The organism is Eisenbergiella massiliensis (genome assembly GCF_003435485.1).
Genome location: NZ_QVLV01000007.1, coordinates 84,299 through 109,008 on the forward strand (window position 1 = coordinate 84,299; position 24,710 = coordinate 109,008).

At 49.9% G+C, this 24,710-nt stretch carries 20 protein-coding genes, 1 tRNA gene and 1 other annotated feature; of the genes, 9 read left to right on the plus strand and 12 right to left on the minus strand.

Annotated features, from left to right (window positions below):
- Positions 1–123 precede the first annotated feature (123 nt).
- Positions 124–1,143 carry an ABC transporter substrate-binding protein gene (locus DXC51_RS11820; RefSeq protein WP_117544649.1) on the plus strand — a complete coding sequence of 340 codons (1,020 nt, stop codon included), beginning with the start codon at positions 124–126 and terminating at the stop codon, positions 1,141–1,143.
- Between the two features lie 16 nt (positions 1,144–1,159).
- On the opposite strand, the gene DXC51_RS11825 is transcribed toward DXC51_RS11820, so the two are convergent.
- The 3 genes from DXC51_RS11825 to DXC51_RS11835 are packed head-to-tail and all read right to left on the minus strand — an operon-like array spanning position 1,160 to position 3,265.
- Complete coding sequence (locus DXC51_RS11825; RefSeq protein ID WP_025491423.1) at positions 1,160–1,381, minus strand: hypothetical protein; 222 nt, start codon at positions 1,379–1,381, stop codon at positions 1,160–1,162.
- 16 nt (positions 1,382–1,397) lie between these two features.
- A complete protein-coding gene (locus DXC51_RS11830; RefSeq protein ID WP_025491422.1) occupies positions 1,398–2,591 on the minus strand; it encodes a sensor histidine kinase in 1,194 nt (397 codons plus the stop codon).
- The gene (locus DXC51_RS11835; protein WP_025491421.1) at positions 2,588–3,265 is read right to left on the minus strand and encodes a response regulator transcription factor; all 678 of its coding nucleotides are present in this window, start codon (positions 3,263–3,265) and stop codon (positions 2,588–2,590) included. The genes DXC51_RS11830 and DXC51_RS11835 overlap by 4 nt, the downstream gene beginning before the upstream one ends.
- 313 nt (positions 3,266–3,578) lie before the next feature.
- Here DXC51_RS11835 and DXC51_RS11840 point away from each other — a divergent pair, with 313 nt between their 5' ends.
- Positions 3,579–4,100, plus strand: coding sequence for a hypothetical protein (locus tag DXC51_RS11840; protein WP_021639897.1), 522 nt, complete (start codon positions 3,579–3,581; stop codon positions 4,098–4,100).
- A gap of 109 nt (positions 4,101–4,209) precedes the next feature.
- Here the strand turns inward: DXC51_RS11840 and DXC51_RS11845 are convergent, their stop codons facing one another.
- Positions 4,210–5,229, minus strand: coding sequence for a LacI family DNA-binding transcriptional regulator (locus DXC51_RS11845; RefSeq protein ID WP_025491420.1), 1,020 nt, complete (start codon positions 5,227–5,229; stop codon positions 4,210–4,212).
- A 223-nt stretch (positions 5,230–5,452) separates the two neighbouring features.
- On the opposite strand from DXC51_RS11845, the gene DXC51_RS11850 reads away from it, so the two are divergent.
- The 4 genes from DXC51_RS11850 to DXC51_RS11865 all read left to right on the plus strand — a co-directional run bounded on the left by DXC51_RS11850 (position 5,453) and on the right by DXC51_RS11865 (position 10,553).
- A complete protein-coding gene (locus DXC51_RS11850) occupies positions 5,453–6,775 on the plus strand; it encodes an extracellular solute-binding protein (protein ID WP_117544650.1) in 1,323 nt (440 codons plus the stop codon).
- A 120-nt stretch (positions 6,776–6,895) separates the two neighbouring features.
- A complete protein-coding gene (locus DXC51_RS11855; protein WP_235930880.1) occupies positions 6,896–7,843 on the plus strand; it encodes a carbohydrate ABC transporter permease in 948 nt (315 codons plus the stop codon).
- On the plus strand, positions 7,840–8,682 hold the full coding sequence (locus DXC51_RS11860; protein ID WP_102289543.1) for a sugar ABC transporter permease: 843 nt from the start codon (positions 7,840–7,842) through the stop codon (positions 8,680–8,682). Before DXC51_RS11855 ends, DXC51_RS11860 begins: the two co-directional genes overlap by 4 nt.
- A gap of 122 nt (positions 8,683–8,804) precedes the next feature.
- The gene (locus DXC51_RS11865) at positions 8,805–10,553 is read left to right on the plus strand and encodes a glycoside hydrolase family 13 protein (RefSeq protein ID WP_117544651.1); all 1,749 of its coding nucleotides are present in this window, start codon (positions 8,805–8,807) and stop codon (positions 10,551–10,553) included.
- A 180-nt stretch (positions 10,554–10,733) separates the two neighbouring features.
- Here the strand turns inward: DXC51_RS11865 and DXC51_RS11870 are convergent, their stop codons facing one another.
- The 4 genes from DXC51_RS11870 to DXC51_RS11885 form a co-directional block, all read right to left on the minus strand.
- Positions 10,734–12,593 carry an alanine--tRNA ligase gene (locus DXC51_RS11870; protein ID WP_117544652.1) on the minus strand — a complete coding sequence of 620 codons (1,860 nt, stop codon included), beginning with the start codon at positions 12,591–12,593 and terminating at the stop codon, positions 10,734–10,736.
- Positions 12,594–12,660: 67 nt separating this feature from the next.
- Positions 12,661–12,904: a binding site (T-box leader), on the minus strand.
- A gap of 136 nt (positions 12,905–13,040) precedes the next feature.
- Positions 13,041–13,113 (minus strand) — tRNA-Ala (locus tag DXC51_RS11875).
- 99 nt (positions 13,114–13,212) lie between these two features.
- The gene (locus tag DXC51_RS11880) at positions 13,213–14,184 is read right to left on the minus strand and encodes a CobW family GTP-binding protein (protein WP_181970096.1); all 972 of its coding nucleotides are present in this window, start codon (positions 14,182–14,184) and stop codon (positions 13,213–13,215) included.
- 139 nt (positions 14,185–14,323) lie between these two features.
- Entirely contained in the window at positions 14,324–15,385 is a 1,062-nt protein-coding gene (locus DXC51_RS11885) for an NAD(P)-dependent alcohol dehydrogenase (protein WP_025491418.1), read from the minus strand.
- Between the two features lie 452 nt (positions 15,386–15,837).
- Between DXC51_RS11885 and DXC51_RS11890 the strand changes: the two genes are divergently transcribed.
- Positions 15,838–16,968: a hypothetical protein gene (locus DXC51_RS11890; protein WP_117544654.1), complete on the plus strand. Its 1,131-nt coding sequence runs from the start codon at positions 15,838–15,840 to the stop codon at positions 16,966–16,968.
- Positions 16,969–16,974: 6 nt separating this feature from the next.
- Here the strand turns inward: DXC51_RS11890 and DXC51_RS11895 are convergent, their stop codons facing one another.
- Complete coding sequence (locus DXC51_RS11895; protein ID WP_117544655.1) at positions 16,975–19,077, minus strand: FtsX-like permease family protein; 2,103 nt, start codon at positions 19,075–19,077, stop codon at positions 16,975–16,977.
- Positions 19,074–19,829, minus strand: a complete 756-nt coding sequence (locus DXC51_RS11900; protein WP_117544656.1) for an ABC transporter ATP-binding protein — start codon at positions 19,827–19,829, stop codon at positions 19,074–19,076. The genes DXC51_RS11895 and DXC51_RS11900 overlap by 4 nt, the downstream gene beginning before the upstream one ends.
- 229 nt (positions 19,830–20,058) lie before the next feature.
- Here DXC51_RS11900 and DXC51_RS11905 point away from each other — a divergent pair, with 229 nt between their 5' ends.
- Both DXC51_RS11905 and DXC51_RS11910 read left to right on the plus strand, forming a co-directional pair.
- On the plus strand, positions 20,059–20,793 hold the full coding sequence (locus tag DXC51_RS11905; RefSeq protein ID WP_243003186.1) for a LytR/AlgR family response regulator transcription factor: 735 nt from the start codon (positions 20,059–20,061) through the stop codon (positions 20,791–20,793).
- Between the two features lie 37 nt (positions 20,794–20,830).
- Positions 20,831–22,117, plus strand: a complete 1,287-nt coding sequence (locus tag DXC51_RS11910; protein WP_117544658.1) for a sensor histidine kinase — start codon at positions 20,831–20,833, stop codon at positions 22,115–22,117.
- A 73-nt stretch (positions 22,118–22,190) separates the two neighbouring features.
- On the opposite strand, the gene DXC51_RS11915 is transcribed toward DXC51_RS11910, so the two are convergent.
- A complete protein-coding gene (locus DXC51_RS11915) occupies positions 22,191–22,946 on the minus strand; it encodes a response regulator transcription factor (protein WP_021639882.1) in 756 nt (251 codons plus the stop codon).
- The gene (locus tag DXC51_RS11920; RefSeq protein WP_181970097.1) at positions 22,943–24,655 is read right to left on the minus strand and encodes a sensor histidine kinase; all 1,713 of its coding nucleotides are present in this window, start codon (positions 24,653–24,655) and stop codon (positions 22,943–22,945) included. Before DXC51_RS11920 ends, DXC51_RS11915 begins: the two co-directional genes overlap by 4 nt.
- Between the last annotated feature and the right edge of the window lie 55 nt (positions 24,656–24,710).

The following is a 24,710-nucleotide window of genomic DNA, read 5'->3' on the forward strand; positions in this document are numbered from 1 at the left end:
CTCCTTAGCTGTCAAGCCGGCGCTTTCCTCCAAAAAAGCGGCTGTACAGCCATACCAGCCAAAAAAGAAGCACCTTCCGCGCTTTTTTTCATACAATATACCATCAAACCTATGGAGGAATTTATGAAAAAAAGAATTCTCGCATTTACTTTGGTTCTTGCCATGGCTGTCTTTACCTTTGCAGGCTGTGGTAAGAAGCAGGAAACCGCCAAGGATACGCCGGATAAAGCAATGACGGAGGTTACGCTGAATGAGGTAGCCCATTCCATTTTTTATGCGCCGATGTACGTGGCCATCGAAGAAGGCTATTTTGCCCAGGAGGGCATCGACCTCACGCTGGTTACCGGCTTTGGAGCCGATAAAACCATGACCGCCGTACTTACAGACGAAGCCGACATCGGCTTTATGGGCTCTGAAGCCTCCATTTATACTTATCTGGGCGGCACGGAGGACTATGTGGTAAACTTCGCACAGCTGACCCAGCGCGCGGGCAACTTCCTGGTAGCCAGGGAGCCGATTGACAACTTCTCCTGGGATATGGTGAAAAACACCACCATTCTCGGCGGCAGGGCCGGAGGAATGCCGGAAATGGTCTTCGAATACATCCTGAAAAAGAACGGCATCGATCCGCAGGCAGACCTGACAATTGACCAGAGCATTGATTTCGGTTCCACCGCAGCCGCATTTTCCGGCGGGCAGGGTGATTTTACCGTAGAATTTGAACCACATGCCACCGCCCTGGAAGCCAAAGGCGACGGTTACGTGGTAGCATCTCTGGGCGAGGATTCCGGATATGTCCCTTACACCGCTTTTTCCGCGAAAAAGGGCTATATTGAGGCGCATCCCGACGTAATCCAGTCCTTCACCAACGCCCTCCAGAAGGGTATGGATTATGTAAAGAGCCACACTCCTGAAGAAATTGCAGCAGCCATCCAGCCGCAGTTTGAAGAAACCGACAAGGAAACCATCACCACCATCGTCACCAGATATTATGATCAGGATACCTGGAAGGACAATCTGGTTTTTGATGAGGACGCCTTCACCCTGCTGCAGAATATCCTGGAGGAATCCGGCGAGCTTTCCCAGAGGGTTCCCTATACCGACCTGGTAAATACGGAATATGCTCAGACGGCAGCAAAATAACTGTCTCCCCGGCGCTTTACAAAAAATCAGTAGAGGCCTCCGCTTTCTCCCCAACAATAAACCGCAAAGCTTTCTCTTGAAATAAAAAAACCGGCAGCCGCAGACATAATCTGCAGGCTGCCGGCTCTGTTTCAGCCGCTTCCCTGCCCTGTTTCAGCCTCTTTCCTGTCCTCACAAGCCGCTTCCCTTCAAAAGCAACGCGCCCGCTTTCCACGCCGCTGTCCGATTTCCCTTCCACTGTCTGCCGTCCCCCCTCAGTGATGGTAAAACCGGACCGTAAAGCAGGCTCCTCCCTCCGGCAGGTTCTGCGCCGTAAGGAAACCATTCTGCATCTCAATCAGGGATTTCGCCAGGGACAGGCCGATGCCGATCCCGTTTTCTCCCGCATCCTTTCCCCGGTAAAACCGTTCAAACACATGCGGAAGCTCCTCCGGAGCAAAACCCGCCCCCGTATCCTGGATTATAATCTGGGTATATAACGGATTACAGGTATAATCCATTATGATCCGGCCGCCCTCAGGCGTATGCTCCGCGCAGTTTTTTATCAGATTGGAAAAAGCCTCCATGCTCCATTCCATATCCCCCTGAAACGTAATATCGGGATGGTTGGGGATATCCACCCGGATTTTCCGTGCGCGGATTATCTCATCCACGCCCTCCGCCGAAAGCTCCAGCAGGGTAAAAATATCCACTTCCTTTTTTTCCAGCTGCAGCACGCCCGCATCAATTCTGGACAGGGTCAGCAGCGCTTCAATCAGCCGTTCCAGCCGCGCCGTCTGTTTTCTCAGCGAAACCGCCCGCTCTCCCCCCTGTCCGTCCGTTTCCATCAGCTGCGCCACAATGGAAAGGGAAGCTACCGGCGTTTTCAGCTGGTGCGCTATATTCGCCAGATTATCCGCAAAATTCTTCCGCTCCTGCACCGCCGCTTCCCTGGCCAAACGCAGGGCGGTCACCGTTTTGTATATCTCATCCTGCAGCGGGGCCAGCATATCCTCTGCGTCAGGCAGTATGGAGGCTGTCCCCTCCCGGTTTATTTTTTCCAGATATCCGGTCAGCTCCCCGACCCTTTTTTGCCTCTTCTTTTGCACATGCCCATACAGCCCTGCCAGCAGGAGCAGAACCACCGCCGTGCCCGCAAAGGCCGTCCCTATGGAACGCTTCAGATAACCGGAAGCAAAATCCGACAGCCGGTATCCATATGCCGACAGATAGTCCGCCGTTTTTTCCGCCTCCCGTGCAACCGGCTGCAGCCCCTTCTTTACCAGAAGCATGATTTCCTTTTCCTCCTGCGGATATGCTTCCACCAGGCCGGCCGTGACTTCCGTAAGGATACGCTTCTGGCTCGCCGCAAAATACCGGGCCAGGAGCACTCCCACACACATGCTGCAAAACAGGCAGCACAAAACCGCCAGAATACCTGCCGCCATAACCGACTGTTTCTTATTCATTCCTCCACATCCTCCATACGGTATCCGAAACCGCGCACCGTTTTGATACAGGCCGGATTCGACAGCTTCTCACGCAGCCTTTTCATGGCAACGGTCAGGGTATTGTCATTTACAAAATTTCCGTTTGCATCCCACAAAAGCTCCAGAAGCTTCTGCCTGGTAAGCGTATGGTTTTTATGCTCCAACAGCGCTGCAAGAAGCTGGTATTCCAGTGATCCCAGGCTGATTTCTTCCTTATTAAGAAACACCTTCATCTGATTTTTATCCATGGAAACCGGACCGCACACCAAATAGCTTCCCCCGGCCTGCCCGGCCCGCCTCAGAAGCGCACAGATTCTGGAATACAGCACCTCCAGTTCAAAAGGCTTGACCAGATAATCATCCGCCCCTTTCTGAAAACCGTTCACAATGTCCCTGGTATCGCCCCTGACCGTCAGAAAAATCACCGGCAGCATGGGCCACTTTTCCCTTATCCACCTGCACAGCCCCTCTCCGCTGCCATCCGGCAGATTCCAGTCCACCAGCACCACGGAGGGCAGCCCCTTGCCCAGCAGCTGCTTCCCCTCCGCAACCGTAGCGGCCGTTATCACCTCAAAGCCCTTTCTTCGCAGGAAAAAAGCCACTCCCTCCGCGATTCCCGCATCATCCTCAATATAATAAATCCTGTGGGCCATATCTGCCTCCTGTCCATGTTTTGCAGTCTCCGCCTGCATCCGATTACTGTATTTACGCCCCTGTATTGCACTCATTTTACCTGCTTTCCATATGTATTTCAAGAAATAAGGTTAAATGTAAAGGATGGTTCCTCTAACAGGCTCTCCCGCTAAGACCTCCCGCTGAGTTAAAATCCCGCAGTCCTGCCTCCCCTGGTCACAGTACGGGAAATCCTGCCACAAATGTATGGTAAAACTGTGGTTGGCTTTCTCCTTAAACAATGGTATGATATACTGTAGATACATAAATTCATAAACTATGGAGGGTTAAATTATGAAAAAGAAAATGCTGTGCCTGGTTACCGCACTGTTGCTGGGAGTGCTCCTTGGCGCCTGTTCAGGCAGCTCCGCAGAAAAAATGTTCGGGGTAAAGCTTCCCTCGGGAGATAAGCTTAAGCTGTACATGAGCCGCGCCGATGTGGAGAAAATCATGGGGGACGAGGAATACAAACTGGTAAATAATACCTATGATTATGGCTATATCACCCTTGGCTACACAGATGGCTTGTTATCCTACATCTCTTTTAACGGTGATTCCACTGTTTCCCTGTTAAACGGATTATCATTGGGTGATACCAATTATGATAAATATGATTTTACCGTCTACAACGATAAAGACGGCAACGCCTATTATAAAAATAACAACGGGAAATATGAATTAACCGATACCTTTGATCCCAAAATGGAATTCCAGGACGGCGTTACGGTCACTATTTATTTATCTTCTGAAAAGAAGGTAGAAAGCGTTATGGTTCTCGACTCTTATGTTGCAATGGTACGCAGGCTGGACGGCTGACGCTGTACCCATCAATGCAGAGCATTCCTTATATAAGTATAATAGAAAAAGATTCGCGGGCAGTTATATCCGCGAATCTTTTTTATATCGTGCCCATGGAAAAACTTCACTAAAAAGCCAGTACGGTAGACAACCCCTGCCTGAGCACCGGCAGCGTGGTATAGGCCTGTACCAGCAAAGTAGGGTTTTCCAGCTTGCGCAGCAGCATTTGTGCTGCCTGGACGCCCAAATCATAAACATCAATGTCAATGACAGTGGGCGTCGGATCAATAATGGAGGAATAGGGATAGCTGTCGAAAGTCAGGAAGGCGGCTTCATCGGGAATCTGCAGCTGTCTTTCATGGAGAGCCTTGACGACGCCGAGCGCCAGCGTATTATTTTCACAGATGAAGGCCCGGGGAGGTACGGGCAGGGAAAGGACCTCATGTGTCTGCCGGCAGGCATCCTCTCTGGTGGAATCTGTGTAGCGGATGTATTCGTCAGGCACCCTGTAGCCATAGTCATACATACCGCCCAGAAAACCGTTCAGCCGCTGGGTGGATATATGATCCGTGCGCCGTTCACCGATGAATGCGACTTTTTCATAGCCGCATTCCAGCATATGCTGCGCGGCAAACTGCCCTGCCAGGCCGTTGTTTGTGTCGATCCAGCACATACGGCTTCCGGGGCCGGGATGGCCGATATGGATATGGGGAAACCGGCTTTCCGTAAGCAGCCTGGAGAGCTGCGGGAAGGAACAGGAACCATGGATGAGAATACCGTCTGCCAGCCCTTTCCCGATAAGCCCGGTGAGATATTCCTGCGGTTCGGCCGTATCCGGGAAGTCCGTCAGCATCAGCGTATATCCATGCTCCGCCAGAGTTCGTCGGACGCCGCAGAGAATGTCAAACATATGTGGGTTGCGGTAGGCCTCCTCTTTTTTCAGGCTGGATAAAAAGAGAATATTATGGGACGCGCCCTTTGCAAAGCTGACAGCCCTGGCATTGGGCGTATAATGCAGCTTTTTTATGGCTTCGTGAACCCGTTCACAGGTTGCGGGGGAAATCGAGCTCCAGTTGTTGAGTACCTTGGAAACGGTGGAGGTGGAAACACCGGCCTCCTTTGCCACATCGCTTATTGTTACGGCCATGGGAACCTCCTTGTGAAAAAGTGATAAGTTTAAAATTATAGTATAGCGGTTTCCTAACAAAGTCAACGTATTTTGCAAAAACCGATAGAAAAGGGAGCTGATAAATGCTATAAATGACTTAAATAAATGGTGCGCATCCTTATTTGAGAAATAAAAGTTGTTTTGGGCAAGTAAAGGACATTGTTAATCAGGAAAGCGGTTTCGCAGAAATGGAGGACGTGAAATGAAAAAGATATTGTGTTATCTTCTGACCGGTATCATGGCGGCAGGAGTACTGGCAGGCTGCGGACAGAAAGCGCAGACCGGCACGGAAAATACAGCGCCGGAGGAAAAAGAAGCCGTACAGACGGAGGCCTCCTCCCAGCCGGAAGCTCCGGTACAACAGGAGGCTCCGGTACAGCAGGAGCCGGGTGAGGCGGTTACACTCACCGCATGGCATGATAATGATGAAGCGATGATGAATGCGCTGGCGGATGTGGTGAATGAAGCGCTGGCGGGGGAAAATATCACCCTGAAATTTGAAAAGAAAAGCGATGTGACCGGACAGATCAAGCTGTACGGCACGGATGCTGAAAATGGCCCCGATATGTACCTGTTTGCCCATGATTCGCTGGGCAGCTTCGCGGAAATGGGTATTCTGGAGCCGGTGGGGAACCTGATAAGCGCCCAAAAGGAAGCTGATCTGCTGCCCATGACAATTGAAGCCGCAACCTACAAGGGAGAACAGTATCTTATGCCGGTTTATTATGAAACCGTGCTGTTTATGTATAATAAGGCGCTGTGGGAAGGCGAGATTCCTTCCACCACAGAGGAGCTTTACGACTATATGACGGCTCACACGGATACCGCAGCCGGAACCTATGCGCTGGTGAACCAGCATTCCAACACTTATAATGTGGCCCCCTTTATCAACGGGTTCGGAGGCTATGTCATCGATAAGGATGGAAATCCGGGGCTGGATGCGCAGGCGACAAAGGACGCCATCCTATACAATGAAAAGTTTTCCAGGCTGCAGGCCGACGGGGATTATAATACGGTAACCGCCCTGTTTAATGAAGGGAAAGCGGCGGCAATTATAGGCGGCCCCTGGCTGGTATCCGGAATTAAGGAAGCCGGCATTGATTTGGGCGTCAAAGCCCTGACAGATTTTACGCTTCCCAACGGCAATTCCCTCATTCCGTATTCCGGTGTTCAGTGTATCGGCGTATTAAAATATGCTGCCGAAGCAAAAAAGGAAGCAGTGACAAAGGTGCTGGAGGTACTCGCCGGGGAGGAAGCAGGAATCACGCTGGCCAAGGGATTCAACTGCGCCCCTGCCAACAGCAAGGCCTATGACGACAAGGAGGTTGCATCCAATGAAATGATCCTTGCCATGAAGCAAAGCGCAGAAAAAGCTATCCCCATGCCCAACATTCCTGAAATGAGCGTTATGTGGGGGCCGGCAGAATCCCTGCTTGCTGCAGTCAACAAATCCGGAGAGGATGTGGACACAGCAGCTGAAAAATATCAAAAGGAAGCCTTGACCGCCATACAGGATATGAAATAATTTTTTGCAGTCCGGTTATGCCTGGATCGCTGCAGACAGACAAAAAAATGCATGCGGCGCTTCCTGTACAGCCCGGCCGGTGAAACCCGGCCGGGGCAATTCAGAAGGGAATACAATAAAATGATGAACGTAAAGCACAGCGCTCCCCGGAAGCCGGATATTCCGGTGAAGCGGAAGCATCCGGTCCGAAGGCAGCTCCGTCCCTGGGGCTACAGCCTCCCTGCCATGATATTGATTGCCATGATTGTACTCTTCCCAATCCTTTATACCGGCTATATTTCTCTGACCAATATGAATCTTTATCATTGGACGGACTATTCCCTGGTCGGTGCGGATAATTATAAGAGGGCGCTTCTTAAAGTGGATTCAGGCTTCCTGTCGGCCCTGGGCACCACCATACTATGGACGGCTGTCAATATGGTGCTGGACACGGCTATCGCCTACGTGCTTGCCGTGGCCCTCAATACACAGGGGCTGAAGGCGAAGCGCCTGTACAAAACCCTGCTTATTTTTCCCTGGGCGATGCCGGCTTATGTCTCCATTCTGGTGTGGCGCGTGGGAATGTTCAATACGGAGTTCGGGCTGCTTAATAAGCTTCTTGTGGCATTCGGGATGGAAAAAGTGGATTTCCTGTCCAGAAATGTACCCGCCTTTATATCCTGCATGGTTTTAAATCTCTGGATGTCACTTCCTTATATGATCCTGATGATGGACGGGGCTTTGCAGAGCATCGACCAGAGCATGTACGAGAGTGCGGTGCTGGATGGAGCCAATCTGTGGCAGAAGAACCGGTATATTACCATCCCTTCCCTGAAAAAAATCATGGCCCCGGCGGTGATCATGACCACCTTTATCACCTTTAAGCAGTTTGATATTATCTACCTTCTTACCATGCAGAAGGGCTCAGTAACCGGGGCTACCGTGTCAACCATCATTACCTATGCCCATCAGAATGCATTTGTCTCCAATAATTATGGATTATCCTCTGCTGTATCCATGATCATTTTTGTAATTATTATCCTGTTTTCCTTCTGGACAAACAGGGCACAGAAGGAGGAAACGGTATGAAACGCTCTGTAAAAAGAACGATTGGCCTGGCTTTTTTAAATCTGTTTTTCATCAGCATATGTCTGGCCGGACTGATTCCGATACTGTATGCTTTCCTGCTTTCTGTCAGCAGCGGAAGCGGGGCGCTTACCACCGGCCTTTCTCTCCTGCCGGAAAAATTCACGCTGGATAATTACCGCAGCATCCTTGTGGAAAAGCCCTTCCTGAAATGGCTTTTCAATTCCGTCCTCCTAAGCACGGGTACAATGGTGCTTGCCATGGGAACGAGCGTCACGGCTTCCTACGCTTTTTCCAGGTTTCGTTTCCCCGGCCGGACGGCTGTCATGCAGCTGCTTCTTCTGCTGAACGCCTTTCCCCAGATTTTGTCCATGTTCGCTATCTTCAGACTGTTTAAGCTGCTGAATCTCCTGAATTCCCATGCAGGGCTGATTTTTATTTATTCCGGGAGCATGTGTATTTTTTCCATCTGGAACATGAAGGGCTATTTCGATTCCATTCCCGTTGAGATCGAAGAAGCATCCAAAATTGACGGGGCAGGCAATCTGACGCTGATAGCGAAAATCATCCTGCCGCTGGCACGTCCCGCCATTATTGTAACTGCCGTCATGGTATTGATATTTGTCTGGAATGAATACCTTTTTGCCACTACCTTTATGCTCCGGGAAGAAAGCTATACGCTGGCCGGCGGCCTGTATCAGCTTCAGGCAAACGATTACAGCCGCAGCTGGCCCCTGTTTTCAGCGGCCGCCATTTTAGTATCGGTGCCTATCCTTATTATTTTCTTCTGTATCCAGAAGTATATGGTGTCAGGGCTGACCGCAGGCGGTGTAAAAGGTTAAAAACCAGGAGGAAAATCCTCTGCTCGCCAGAGGGCTCGCATTTTGCTCCGCAAAACTAGGAGGAAAATCCTCTGCTCGCCAGAGGGCTCGCATTTTGCTCCGCAAAACTAGGAGGATTTGAAATGAATAGGAGTGCGGTTGCGCACATACCGGCGTCCCAGTACGCTTTCGCCCGGTCGGAGGATACGTTTACCATCCGTCTGCGGGCCGCGAAGGGGGATCTGGATTTGTGTACGCTTTTTTATGGGGACAGGGCCTGTCCGGATTCACCGGTAAGCTTTGCGTCCATCCCCATGCAGCGGCGTTACAGCGATGAGCTGTTTGATTTTTATGAGGGGACTATCCAACCGTGTCCCCGCAGGATCTGTTATTTTTTCAGGCTGGAAAAGGGAGGGGAATATGTCTGGTATTATGCGGATGAATTCCATGAGGATATGCCGGATCTGGTGATGGAGGATGGCTTTGTTGTTGAGGGGCGGAGTGAATACTACCAGTATCCTTATATCCTGCGTTCGGAAATCGTCAGGGCGCCGGAATGGTTTCTGAATGCCGTTGTCTACAATATTTTCCCGGACAGCTTTGCAGACGGGAAGGCCCGGCTCTGCGGCATGGGAAAAGAGCTGAAGGCGCCTCACGGCACGGTGAGTAAAAGCCGTCTGGGGGGTACCATTAAGGGCATTATGGAAAATCTTGATTACATTCAGGAGCTGGGATTTACCTGCCTGTACCTGAATCCGGTTTTTCAGGCCGGGGAATATCACAAATATGATATTGTGGACTATTTCCACGTGGATCCCTGCATGGGCACGGATGAGGATTTCCTGGAATTGACGGAAGCCGTCCATAACAGAGGTATGCGCATCATCATTGATGGGGTATTCAACCATTGCAGCTGGTATTTCCCCCCGTTTGACGATGTGGTGAAGTATGGGAACACTTCCGCTTATGCAGACTGGTTTTACGATCTCTGCTTTCCTGTAAAAAGGCCTCAGGAGGGAGAAGCGCCCGGTTATGCCTGCTTCGCCTATGAGCCTAAAATGCCGAAGCTGAATACGGCCCATCCCGGAGTGCAGGAATATTTTGCCGAAGTGGGCCGCTATTGGATCGAGAAATTCCATGTGGACGGCTGGCGTCTGGACGTGGCAAATGAGGTGGATAAAGATTTCTGGCGCAGCTTCCGTTCTGCTGTGCGGAAAGCAAATCCGGAGGCGGTGCTGATTGGAGAGGTCTGGGAAAACGCGGCGGATTGGTTGAAGGGCGACATGTTTGATTCCGTCATGAACTATGATTTCCGAAAGCACTGCAGAGATTTTTTTGCCTTGGAAAAAACAGGGGCGGATGATTTCCTCTGGAGGATGGCCGACATGCAGCTGCGTTATCCCTTCCAGGTGACGGCGGCACAGCTGAACCTGCTGGACAGCCATGATGTGGCGCGTTTCCTGGGATTGTGCGGTGGCGATTATGACCGGTGGCAGGCGGCTTTCCTGTACCTTTGTATGGCTCCCGGAGTGCCAAGTGTTTTTTACGGAGATGAAAAAAAGGTGACCGGCATCCGGGAAACAGAGTACAGACAGGGGATGCCCTGGGACGAAAACCACGCCGATTCGGAAGACTTTGTAAAAACAGTCCTGCGTATCCGCAGGGACTGGATTGCCCCGGCGGATGAATGGAGAGCCGTTTATGGCGGCCATGACGACAGACTGGTAGTATTTGAAAGATACGGCGCGCATACGGTACGCGTAATCATCCACATGGGAGAAGCTCCCGCAGATGCCGAACGCTTCATGAACGGCGGTCAGCTTCTTCTTCTGAAGGGCTCGGTTTCCCATATGCTTGAAAAAAATGGCTTTGCCGTTCTGTTGATGGCATAAAATGTCATAAATGCCGCTTTCCGGCGCCGCAGCTCTCCTGCCTCTCCATCTTGAGGGGCAGGAGTTGTTTATGCCGGAGATTACCTCTCCTGCGTTTTGCATTTCAGCACAGGCACCGCCAGTTCCCCTGATGTTGAAAAAGTATTTGTCCCCGTCAAAATCTGTGGTATCAGGTTTGCGTTATTTGCTAAGGACGCCTTTAATCCTTCTTACTCCGGCAGAAGAAGACTGTTCTTTTTGAATACTGAACCTTCCCAAGTTTGCAGTATCGCTTACATGAGGTCCTCCACATACTTCTCTGCTCCAAATTTTCCCCTTGTCGTCTTTCATTGTATACACTTTGACTATATCAGGGTATTTATCCCAAAAGTTACCTTCAACGCCACTCTCTTTTGCTTCATTTTTAGGCATCTCAGAAATATAGATAACCGCTTTTGATGAAATTGCTTCGTTCACATATTTTTCCACCTTTGCAATCTGCTCCGGTGTAAGTTTTTCATCATGGTTAAAGTCAAACCTCAACCGTTCTGAAGTAATATTACTTCCTCTTTGATGAACATGATCACCCAAAACTTCCCTTAATCCAGCAAGTAATAAATGAGCAGCAGAATGTAATGCTGTTGTTTCCGTTGATTGGTCAGCTAATCCACCTTTAAATTTACCTGCGGAAGCTGTTCTGCTCTTTTCTGCATGTCTTTTTTCCGCCTCTGCAAAAGAAGCCCTGTTCTCTATGCTACAGCCATTTTCAGTCAGGAATTCCTCCGTTAATTCCAGAGGGAAACCATATGTTTCATAAAAATAAAATGCATCTGCCCCTGTAACTTTGCCCTTATTTTTAAGATGCTTTTGTATTTCAAGTTCTCCTTGCTGCAATGTTTTATAGAAAAGGTTTTCTTCCTTGTTTATTATCTCAATAACTTTCTTTTTATTACTGTGCAAGTCTTCATAAGCTGTTGCTTCATCTATATAAACTTCAGACAACTCACCCATAAAACTTCCTTGTATACCGATTTTTTTACCTGCACGAATCGCCCTCCTTAATAACCTTCTTGTTATATACCCTGCGTCACTATTTGCCGGCTCCGCACCGTCATTGATTAGAAAAACTGCTGCTCTCACATGATCCAGTATGATCCGAAATGACTTAAAATCGTCAGCATAATCTTTTCCGCTTAACTCCATCAGTTTTTTCTTAGCATTAAAAAAGAATGCCGTATTAAAAACATCCCTATCATCATTAAGAGCTGCTGCGACCCTTTCTAATCCGCCTCCATAATCAATATTGGGATTCTGCATTTTTACAAACCCGGCGCCCTCTTTTTTATAACACATAAACACATTGTTCCCAATCTCTAAAAACCTTTCGCTGTCAGAAGCAGGATGATCCAGTGAATTACCATCTGGTTCAAAATCATAGAACATTTCACTATCTGGCCCGCCTGGTTCACCAACAGGCATGTCTAAAGGACTTCCAGCTCTGCTCCACCAGTTTTCTTTTTCATCATATAAAAATATTTTTCCTCCTCTGGATAACCCATATTTATATGGATTATCCTCAACGACAGGCTCTATACCTACCGATTTGAATTTCTCTGACCAGATTTGAATTGTTTCTGTATCTTTCTGTATATTCCAATCATCACTTCCCTTAAACACACTGATATATAACCTGCCGGGGTCAATTCCCAATTCGTTAATCTGCCAATTCCAAATGGCATCAATTTGCTTATTCTTATAGTTATTTTCATTTGCTTTAAATTCCCATCGGCCCAGCATTTCAAAAAAAGTTAAATGCGAGGTATCTCCAACTTCATCAATATCCACTGTTCTTAAGCATTTCTGAATATTTGTTATTTCATTGCCTATTGGGTGTTTTTCCCCCAACAAATATGGAACCATAGGCTGCATCCCACTTCCGGTAAACAATGTTGAGGGATCATTTTCCGGCAGCAAGCCAGCGGAAGGTACTTGACTGGCCCCTTTTCTTTTCATGAAATCAATATATGATTTCCTTAACTCATCCGGTGTCATTTTTACCATGCTTAATACCTCCGTTTAATTTGTTTTTTAAAACAAAAAAAGCCCTAAGCTGACATTTATATTGTCAGCTTAGGGCGAACTCTCCTGTCCGTGTTACCACCTAATTTCAGATTTCTCTGCACTCTATCAATACGGGATATCTCCGATATTGTTTCCTGAATAACGGTGGAATTCCGTTGAAGCCTACTGAGATTTATCCGTTCGGTTCACAGCTCTGAGACTGCTTCAATATTAGATCAATGAAGATTTACACCAACCATCTTCTCTCTGCGAAATCCCTAATACTTACTATTTCTCGTCAAGGCCTTTTTGTTTTAAATTAGACTGATGTTATCACACTCAAATTGCTCTGTCAATATAATTTTCCTTTTTTATACGAATTGTAACGAAGTAACACAAAATGCAACACGATCAAAAAAAGTACCGCAAATACGGTACTTTTTCCAATGGAGCATACGGGGCTCGAACCCGTGACCTCCACGCTGCCAGCGTGGCGCGCTCCCAGCTGCGCTAATGCCCCGTCCGTGATATATCATATCAAATGTTTCCCTGCTTGGCAAGAAAAATTTTTACCATTTTCTCATTTTTTCCACATTTTATTTTCCTGCCAGCAGCGGCCTCATCTGTACTTCCCGGAAACCCGCATTTTCTCAGCCTTTCCCATCAAATTCTTCTCTTCCGGGCAAAGCACCTCCTCCAGTTCTCTCCGGTGAAGCCCTTTCCCGATAAATACGGCACGGGAATCCCCGCCGCCTTCATAGCCGGTAATACTGTAATTCCTGTCCACCACATCGAATCTGAGCCATGCGCTGCCTGCCGGAAGATACCCCTTGGCCCGCCTGATATCGCCGAACACGCCTGACACCACTCCCTGCAGAAACAGAACCAGCTGGTTACCGGACTCCAGGTGTATGGAGGTAAAGCCTGCATTCTCCAAATCCGGCTGCAGCGTTTCCCTCTCCCTTTTCTTCGCGTTCTCCTCCCCTTCCTTCGTCAGATATCTCTCAAAAAGCCCATTCCACCAGGAAGCCTCTTTCTTCTCGCAGGAATCCGTCACAATCTCCCCCTGAGGATTCATTGCCCTCACTTCTGACGCAATCCTGCAAAGCTCCTCCGCGTCCATTGCCCCTGTTTTGGTAAAAATAACCGTGGCTGCGTTTTCAATCTGGTCCCTGCAGATTTCCGGGTACTTTTCCTTATCCCTGTCAAAAGCGGACACATCCAGCACCGTTACCGGCTGCATCAGTACTATTCTTTCATATTGGATCTGGCTGATATTGGTAAGGATATTTCCCAGCTTCCCAAGCCCCGTCGGCTCTACTACCAGGTATTCCGGATCAAGCGTATTGGAAATCGTCAGAATGGAGGAAGCAAAATCTGCCTTCATCGTGCAGCAGATACACCCTTCCGTCAGCTCCCACACCTTCATTTCCGCCTGTCCTGTCCCCGATGCCAAAAAACCGCCGTCAATCCCCACTTCACCATATTCATTTTCCATGACCACGAACCTCTTATCCGTTTTTTCTGCCAGAGCCTTGATGAACGTGGTTTTCCCCGCTCCCAGGAATCCCGATATTACCAGTACCTTCATAAAATTATCCCCTATGCTGCAGCTCTTTCCTGAAAATGCGTGCGGTCCAAACAGGCCGCACGCACACATTTCCCGCCGTGCCGGACAAGGCATGCTATTGGCATCCCGTATCCTTCAGGAAGTTCAATATACCCTGATATCAGTCCTCAATCTTCACTACGGGCTTAATCAGATCCTTCGGCTTATCCCTCATTAAGAACAGCGCCTCTTCCACATGATCCCAGCCTTCAAATACATGGGAAACCAGAGGATGCACATCCAGCTTGCCTGCGGAAACCAGCGAGCCCAGCTTCTCCATACGCAGACGTCCGCCGGGCATCAGGCCGCCGTTAATCTGCTTATGTCCCATGCCCACGCCCCATTCCACACGGGGAATGTTAACATAGGTGCCGCTGCCCAGATAATTAACATTGCCGATTTTTCCGCCGGGCTTCAGGCACTTCACGGCGGATTCAAAGGTTTCACAGCCTCCGCCCGCTACAACTACCTTATCCACGCCCTTGCCGTCCGTCAGCGCCAGCACCTGATCCTCAATGGTCCCGTCCTTATAGCTGATAAAATCAGAAGCGCCATAGCCTCTGGCCGCCTCCACGCAGTTTGGCCTGGTGCCCACCGCAATAATGCGGGACGCGCCGCGCATATTCGCCCCGGCCACCGACATCAGGCCCACCGGCCCGATTCCTATTACAAGGACCGTATCACCGAACTGTACATCCGCCAGTTCCACGCCATGGAAGCCCGTAGGAACCATGTCAGAAAGCATACAGGCGTCAACAGGGCTGATATTGGAAGGCAGAAGCGCCAGGTTCCCGTCCGCATCATTTACATGGAAGAATTCTGAAAATACGCCATCCTTGAAATTGGAGAATTTCCAACCCGCAAGCATTCCCCCCGAATGCATGGAATAGCCTGCCTGCGCTTCCAGGGAGTTCCAGTCCGGAGTGATAGCCGGTACAAGCACTCTGTCGCCGGGCTTGAAATCCTTTACCATAGAGCCGACCTCAACCACCTGCGCACAGCACTCATGGCCGAGAATCATATTATGCCTTTCACCGATCGCCCCTTCCCAGAGCGTATGTACATCCGACGTACAGATTGCTATAGCCAGCGGCTTACAGATGGCATCCATGGGCCCGCACTGCGGTCTTTCCTTCTCGATCCAGCCGGATTCCCCGATTTTAAGCATTGCATAACCTTTCATAAAAATACCTTTCCTTTCTTTGAACCCCAATACCATAACAGTTGCGCTGATAATAAATAGATGTTAACTGTTCCGGACGGCCGTCTTTTTGAATAGCTCTTCCATGCAAGAAGCACCGGAAGTCCATCCGATGTAAATGTTGGCGCAAAAAAAGTCTTATAAGCCAGCTTAACACCTGCTTTGCACCAATATTCCCGCCGGCCTGAACTGTTACCATAAATTATACATTCTTGTTAAAAAAAAGTCAATAAAACGCCCCATCATATTCATTTTATATTATAAAACATTTTTTGTTCACAGTTTTCCCCGGCACATTTCACAAATCGTCCCCAACAAAAAAATACGGGCGGGTAGACTATCCCTCCCGTATATGCTATATTCAACTATAAACATCTTTTCCTGTTAAATTTTTTTCAGGAATACTTCCTGCCCACGAAAGGAGACAACACCTTATGATAAAAAAACAAATGACTAACATCCTGCTCACAGCGGCCCTTTGCATTCTGACAGCCTCTGTCCTCACAGGATGCGCAGCAAACGGTAAAAATGATGCCTCGGGCGTACAGGAAAGCCCGTCCGCTTCCCAGGGACAGACCGAAAATCCGGCTGCCGGCAATACTGCTGCCGCAGATACCGGAAATACGGCAGACGGCAAAAGCCCTTCCGGAACCGGTGCATCTTCCGATAATAACAGTTCCGCCGGAACATCTCCGGCCGCCTCATCATCCTCCGACGGCACCGAAGCCTCTTTGGAAGGCCAGGAGGGCGGCGCAGACGCAAAAGTCATAGAGTCCCAGACCTTCTCCGGAGTCAGCCTGGGCGGTTACGAAAATGTACAGTTCACCACCCGCGAAATCACGGAAAACGGGCGTACCCGTGTGGAATATTCCCTTGTCTCGGACGGCAATACCATATACACCTTCCCGGACGCCTATGATTACTGGCTGTTTGCCTCCGAAGTAAATTTCATCGCCTTCCGCGATGTGAACGGCGACGGGCAAAAGGATGTCATCACAAGCGAGCAATACATTACCGGCGCCGGAGAGGGTGGTGCGGTGCCCTTCAGCATGACGCGCATTTACCTGAATCAGGGCAGTGAATTCCTGTTCGCAGAGGGTCTGTCCGTTTCCATCGGCAACAGCCTGGATGCCTCCCGTCCCGAAGAATATACCATTGAAAATATCCTCGCTATCCTGGAAGAGCCGGTTTACTGTAATTTTGGCAGCGGCGGCTGGACCAGGGGAGAAATCGAAAGCTTCGCCTTTCTTGTAAAAAATGACGTTCTGAATGATAACAGAAAAGCCCTTTCACAAAAAATCAATTATCCGCTGAACCTGGTCAGAAACGGTGAACAGCTCCTGATTTCATCTCCTGAGGAATTTCTTGCCAGCTACAATGACATCCTGAACCTGCAGGTCATCTATGATGTGGAAGGCTCGGAAACCGAGGATCTTTTCTGGAACCAGGACGGCGTCATGCTCGGTACCGGCGCCATCTGGTTCGGCAAAATGCAGGATGGCAGCATTAAAATATACGCCATCCCCGCAGAGGTACAGTACTGTAACCCCCTGGATGTGGACTAGCCCCTTTTACCTGATTTCCAGCTTTTCGCATACCCGCTTCAGGACAAATCTGTAAAAGCCCCAGATACAGAGCGTAACCACGCCCACAACAGCTGCGCAGCTTCCAAGCCCCGCCAGCTCACCGGGCGTAAAGCGCCCGCCGTCGTTCATGTAAAGAATCAGGCAGTAAAACAGATAGATTGCCACGGTTCCCACCGCCGCAGGCGCTTTGAATACCTTTCCCACCTGCCCCCTGACAGAATTGATTAAAAAGTCATGCCCCGCGCCCAGGTGCTTTAAATCCTCGTAAACCAGACGGCTGTTCATGGCAATGGTCATGCATCTGGTATATATAATAATGAAAACAGCCGCAAAGCAGATCAGGGAAATAAATAAAAACAGCATTAAAAATACGGCATAGGTGGACAGGAAGTCCGTTTTATCCAATATACGGAACATGGGCGCATATTTCCAGAACTGCTTAAAATAAAAGGACTGATATTCCTTAAAGCTAATCGTAATGTCAGAGCCGCTGTCTTCATATTCCCCAAAGCTGCCCGCACGGGCCTGCCTGTCATAAATCCTGTCGTCCATTCTTGTGACCTGGCAATCACTGCCCGTACAGGCAACAATCTGCCTGTATAATTCCTGTGCAAACCCATAGGAGCCGTCTACATCCGCCACATTAAAGGCCACCAGCCGCTCACGCCACTCATCTGTAAGCCCTTCCGATATTTTCATATAATCTTCGTCATTGAGCACATAATATTTTCCGGAAAGCATATTGTCACAGACATATCCGCCGAAGGAAATCCCCAGCGTTTTTCCCGTCACCGGATTGGTAAGCATGGTTGTGTCGTTGGCGAGCCAGAACGCGTTGCCCCCGTCCTCTCCGATGACCGCCCGGCAGGTTCCTTCCGATACCTCAATATCCTGCTTCGCTATCCGGTTAAACTCCGAAGCCGGAAGGTAGTTCCCCTCCCCCACCAGCTCCCTGTACTCATAGTGGAAATTCTGCCTGCTGTCCATGATCTGCGTACTGCCGTCGTGGGCAAGCACCGCCAGAGGATATGTGCTGTATTCTGTAATTTCCACCTGATAGCTTTCTGCAAGCGCCTTTATCTCCTCTTCCGTAAGCATATCCTGATCCTGCCTGTAGGGGAAAAGGAAATCTATGGGCCTCTCATCAATGGCTTTCTGCGAGCCAGACAGCATCATTGGCGTATAAAACGCCGCAAAATACGCGCCGGCAAGCAAAACCGTTATTACCAGCATGCTGTTCACCGTCTGCCGCCCCTGGAACTTCATCATGCTGCCGGTAATAATATCCCGCCAGCGCTTCTTCCCTTTTTTTCTTCCATGGACAACAATATACAGAAGAAGCATGTAAAGCCCGACAAACAAGGGAAGATAGGTCACATTGATCCACGCCGGGCAATACCAGTTCAGCAGGCGGAGACAGAGCGTCGGCGTCATATATCCGCAGACTCCCCCCAGGATCATGAGAAGGATCCCCGCCCAGCCATACCATGGCTTCACATCCCTGACAGGCTCACACTTTCTCTCATTATGGACAATGGCAATCACATCCGTCTGCCTGATAAAAAGGATCCCCATAAAAATCAGAAGAACCATACATACCAGCGCATAACAGACAGAAATCCCATAAGCTTGCACCCCAATGGAAAAAGAAGTTTCATCCGTATTTACCAGGAAAATACAGAAAAGCTTCCAGATACAAAAGGCGAGCGGCGTCCCCAGCACCATGCCGCCCAAAAAGGAAATGCCCGAAACCAACAGCAGCTCCCGCAGCAGCCTCGCCCCAAGCTGCCTGGCGGAAGCGCCCAGCGCCATAAGAATCCCGGTTTCCCTGGATTTGTATTTTAAAAACAGGGCCGCGGCATACACGACAAATACCCCGCACCCAAAAACAGCCAGAAAAAATATCATCGACACCTGCTTGCGTGAATCCCCGCCCTCCGGCAGAATGGTAAGCACGGTAGGCGACTGCATCATAACGGCATAAGCCGTAATCAACAGTTCGGATAAAAACAGGCACAAAAACAGCAGGTAATAATTTTTCCGGTTATAATAACGCAGCTCTTTATTTATCTGTCTCTGGTTTTTCATTCCTTTTCTTCACCCTCTTCCCCCATTTCTTCAATAATTTCCAGCAGTTCCTTCTGGAAGTCACGGTGGCTGCCGCTGCAATATGCCGTTTTGAAAATTTCCCCATCCTTCAGAATGATTACCCGGTCACAGAAGGACGCAGCGAAGCTGTCGTGCGTCACCATAAAAATCGTGGTGTCCAGTTCCTCCCTGGCCCGTTCAAAGGACTGTATCACCGTACGGCTGGATTTGGAATCCAGATTTCCGGTAGGCTCATCCGCCAGCATCAGGAGCGGCGAATTAATCAGCGCCCGCGCCACAGCCGTACGCTGTTTTTCCCCGCCGGATATTTCCGCCGGATACTTATCCCTGATATGCTCAATGCCGAATATCCGGCACAGGCGCGCCGCATCCTCCTCCATTGCCTCCTCCGTCTGTCCGCTGATAATCCTGGGAAGGAGAATATTATCCTTAACCGACAGTCCGTCCAGCAGGCAGAAATCCTGGAACACAAAGCCCAGCTTCCTGTTTCTCACCACCGCCAGCCCCTCCGCATCCAGACTCGCCAGATTCTGCCCTCCCAGAACTATTTCCCCCTTCTGGAAAGGTATGTAGCAGGCGATACAATTGAGGAGCGTAGACTTCCCTGAGCCCGATGGCCCCATAACCGCCACGAATTCCCCCTTCTCCACCTCAAAAGACACATCCCGCAGCACAGGATAGGTCTGGCTGCCGATCTGATAATTTTTATACAAATGTTCCACACGCAGCATCTCAATTACCTCCTTTGATGTCCCGGCATTCAGGGCCGGACAGTTATCTTCCCGTCCCCGGGCCTGCCCCTGGATTTTCTTCCCGGTATGTCAGCCCTCCGGTCACTTTTATTATAGGGGAAGCCGCGTTTTCAAAAGTGAGGGAATGTGTCAAAACTGACATGAATTCCGTCATTTTTGGAGGAAACTGAGCCGTGCGCTTTTTTCGGGGAAGGGAATGTGATACAATATGGAACATCAAAAGGGAGGGAATGCCATGCTTCAGATTGCGATTGCAGATGATGAAAAGAAACCGCGCAGGGCGCTGCGGGATATTCTGGAACCCTGGCTTGAGCTGCAGGCGGTTCCCTGTCAGCTGTGGGAATATGAGTCCGGGGAAAAGCTGTGTGAGGGATACAGGAAATACCACTTTGACCTGATATTCCTGGATATTGAGATGGAAGGGATGAACGGGATGGAAACCGCCAGGCAGCTACGTTCCATCGACCAGCATGGGATTCTCATATTCGTTACGGCTTATCCCGATTATGTCTTCCAGGGGTATGAAGTGAGGGCATTCCATTATATCCTGAAGCCCTATCAGGAAAAACGGCTTCTGGACATCACGGCAAGGGCGTTGGAAGAAATACAGCAGGGGGACAATGATTTTTATCTTCTCCCCCAGGGGGCAGGCAGCTGCCGGCTGAACCTGCGGGATACCCTGTATTTCCGCAGTGAAGGAAGATATATAACAGCCTTTGCCTGCAGCGGGGAAAAAAGCTTCCGGGGTAAGCTGAATGACCTGCAATCCCAGCTTCCCGGCTATTTTGTCAGAATCCACCAACGCTATCTTGTGAATATCCGGCAGGTTTCCCGGACAGGGGATTCCTTCGCCGTCATCGGCAGTGAAAAGCTGCCTGTGAGCAGGGCGCATAAGCAGGCGTTCCTGATTGCCTTTGCCGGAGCAATGCTGGACGTCCGGTAAACCGGAAACTCTGTATAAGTTCAGAAAGGTTTGTCAGATGAGAATTGCAGTATTATTGATGTACAGTATAATGGGTATCCTGTTTTTAACTTCCACCTGTTTTTACCAGCGCCTGAACGGCGCTTTCGTATCGCTCAGGAAACAGCGCCTGGTAAAGGCGGCTGTCTATATTGGCCTGTCCGTAGTGGTAAATACGGTGATCCTCAGCCAGGATGCCATAAATATCACCCTGGCCTTTCTGGGGCTTATTCTCCTTCTTCTTGCGGGCTTTGAAGGGAGCCTGCTTCACAAGCTTTCCGCCGCCTTTATCCTGTACCCCTTTATCGGCTCCCTGAATTATCTTATTTCCGCCCTTATGCTACCACTGCTTCCTTCCGTGTATACGCAGGCCAACCGTTATCAATTCATGGGCTTTGGCGTATTCAGAAGCATAATCACCTGCCTGTTCTGGTTTTTCATGTCCCGCATTTTTGCGGAAAGGCTCCGTTATGTGAAGGAATATCTCAACGCCGGGACGCTCATACTGCTGGACCTGGTATCCCTGACTCCTCTGCTTTCCATGATTTACATTGTCACTACCGCGTCACGGAGCATGTTACCCTACAGTCTCCCCGTCATTCTGGCCAACCTGCTTACAAACATGGGAATTCTTGAGCTGAGCGTGCGCATGGCGGAAAATACCCGCACGGCGGCGGAAAATGAAAACCTGCGGCTCCAGCGGGATTATTATCAGGAGCTGGAACACAACCAGCAGGAAATCAGGCGGCTGCGCCACGATATGAACAACCATCTCACCGCCATCGGCGCCTGCCTGAAGCAGGGGAACACAGAGGAGGCCCTGCAGTATTTTGACGGGCTTTCACAGACCGCCTCCGTCACTGGCAGGAGCTTCTGCACAAACGGCCTGGTAAACGCCATGCTGAATGCCAAATATAACCTGGCCCTGGAAAAGGGACTGGAACCCTTTTTCCACATCGAGCTTACAGAAGGCCTTCCGTTTGACAATATCGATCTGTGCTCCCTGTTTGCCAACCTACTGGATAACGCCATAGAAGCCTGTGAAAAAGTGCCTGATTCCCAGTCGCGTCTGCTGGAGCTCAGGACACGGTGCAGCAAGGGCTTTTTCAGTTTTCAGGCGGTTAATTCCTACTGCGGCCCGCTTCGCTTTTCCGGCGGTGTTTACCATACCACAAAAGAGGAGCCGGGCAGACATGGTTTTGGCCTTGCCCGTGTGAGGGCTGTTGTGGACAAATATGGAGGAACGCTGGAAATACGGCATGAACAGGGGATTTTTACGGTGACCATAATCATTCCGGTAAAATAATACCTGCCTCAGCGGAAAAACCAAAATGTCTTCCCGGTCACGCAGACGGCAGGAATGAATTTTCAACTCTGCCCTAACATTTTCCTTCCCCGCCAAAACCGCGCAGCCCCTGTCTGTATTCCGTGGGCGTCACGCCGAATTTTTCCCGGAACAGCTTGGCAAAATGCTGGCTTTTCTGATAACCCACTTGCTTCATCACCTCGTGAATCCGCAGATCCGTTTCCTCAAGCAGCTGCGCCGCCTTTTCCATCCTGACGGAGGTTATGTAGCCGGAAAGATTTTCCTGCGTTGCCTCCTTAAAAACCCGGGACAGGTATGCCGGATGCAGATGGGCTGCCTCTCCCAGGACATCCAGCGACAAATCCCTGCCATAGTTCTCCCGGATGTATTTTTTTATGTAAGCGATGGTATCCGTCTTTTTAAAGCTGCCCTCTTCCCCTTCCTTCTGCACTTCTTCCGCTGTCATCTCCGGTACAAGCCGTTCCACCGCCTCCGCCAGATCCTGCTTTAATACCGGCTTCACCAGATATTCCGATACTCCATAGCGCAGCGCCTGCCGGGCATAGGTAAAATCACTGTAGCCGGAAATGATGATCACCTTTGTCCGGCCATTATTTTCCGCAGTCATCTGAGATAAATCCAGGCCGGAAACCCGGGGCATACGGATATCCGTAATCAAAAGCTCCGGTTCGTGCTCCAGCAGCAGATCCCGCGCCAGGGAACCGCCCTTTGCCGTCAGCACCGTATCAAACCCATAGCTTTCCCAGTCTATCAGCTTACGGATATAATCAACCATATACATCTCGTCATCAACAATCAGTACCTTCATACTTCTCCCTCCGGCAAAATGGCAAAGGAAACCAGCAGACCTCCCCAGACACTTTTTCCAAAGCGCAGTCCCGCGGATGCGCCGTAATAGTTTACCAGTCTCTGGTTCACATTCCACAGGCCCACGCCCCATTCCTCATCCCGCTGCTTATCCGCAAGACGGCTCATTAAATCCCCAATCTGTTCCTCTGTCATCCCGTTGCCGTCGTCGGAAACCTCAAAATGGATTTCCGGGCCCTGCAGCCGGTATATTTTCACATAGATATGCTTCGCATTTTCTCTTTCTTCAATGGCATGATTCACCGCATTTTCAATCAGAGGCTGAAGCAGCAGCGGGATCAGCCGTACTCTGTAAAGCGCTTCCGATACATCAATTGTATACTCCACATCCCTGCGCATGGCCATAACGGAAAGATAGGCTCTGGTATACGAAACCTCCTCACCCACCGTGGCCATGGATTTATTCTGGGTGCAATATCTGTAATACTTGGCCAGATGCACCGCCATCTGGGTAACTGCCTCCGGCTTGTCCGCCACCGTTACGATGTAAGAAAGGCTATTGGAAAGAAAATGCGGGTTAATCTGCAGCTGAAGCTGCCGTAGCTCGGCCTGGTCCCGAAGCTGCTGTTCCTTAAGTATGGATGCAATCAGCTGGCGGATTCTCATTACCATCCTGTTAAATTGTGCAAATACATAGGAAAATTCGTTCTGCGGCATCTCCACAGCTGAGATTTTGGCATCAAAATCCCCTTTCTCCACCTGCATCAGCTTTCCGGTGAGGATTCTGATTTGCAGCAGGATATTCCGGTAATAAAGAATCAGGAAGGCCAGGCCGATTCCCATCAGCAGAAGAAGCAGGGCGCCGGTCACCCAGGTAACCGTGTTGACAGGCTTGAGCATCTCTTTCAGCGGATAATAGGTGATAAGATGCAGTCCATTAGGGGCGGGCGCCGCTGTGACCAGCTGGTATTTCCCCTGGGCAATCGACACCTCATAAGCCATTTCTTCCGTTTGTTTCTTCTGGGCTGCTTTTTCCTGCGGCAGCGCCTGTCCTTCCATCGTTTTCAAAAGGGCCTGCTCCGCCTCATTGACATAGAACAGGCTCTCCCCGTCAGAAAAGGTGAGCAGTGCGCCCCCGTTCTGCACGCCGGAAGCCATATTTTTGATTTTATACAGATAGTCCCGCTCCATACGGATGAGCAGAAAGGGTTCATCATCGTTTTTATCCCAGTCCGTCACATATTTTCTGGAATAGTACACCTCGCCCCTGTAGAGAAACCACAGGTTATCCTCCGTAAGCTCCAGCGCCTGCTCTTCCACGCCTTCTATGTTCAACGTACTGATAATCCGGCCGGAAGCGGGCCAGTATAAAATGAATTCAGCCATCCCCACATTGCTTTTCTGTCGGCTCTTCAGATAATCCTTCATGCGATTGGCGTCTGTCACATACTGCCAGGCATCATAGGCTTCCATCAGCGTCAGGTGCAGCGCCTTCAGATCCTCACTGTGAAGAATCCCCTCCGCCTCGATTTCGATCTCCCTGACCTTCTGATTGAGCTGCGCGCTCGTATAGACCATCTGCATCCGGGCCACCCGCATCAGCGAATCCTTCAGCGCCGTGGTGCTGTAGCGGAACAGAATCGCAAAGCTTGCCATTGTCGTAAATAGGAAAATAATAAAAATAACGAAAATGGATTTGATTTTCTCCATAGCTTCTCCCTTTTCCTGTAAAACAGGCGCCAGCTGCGGCAGGCAAACGGACAGA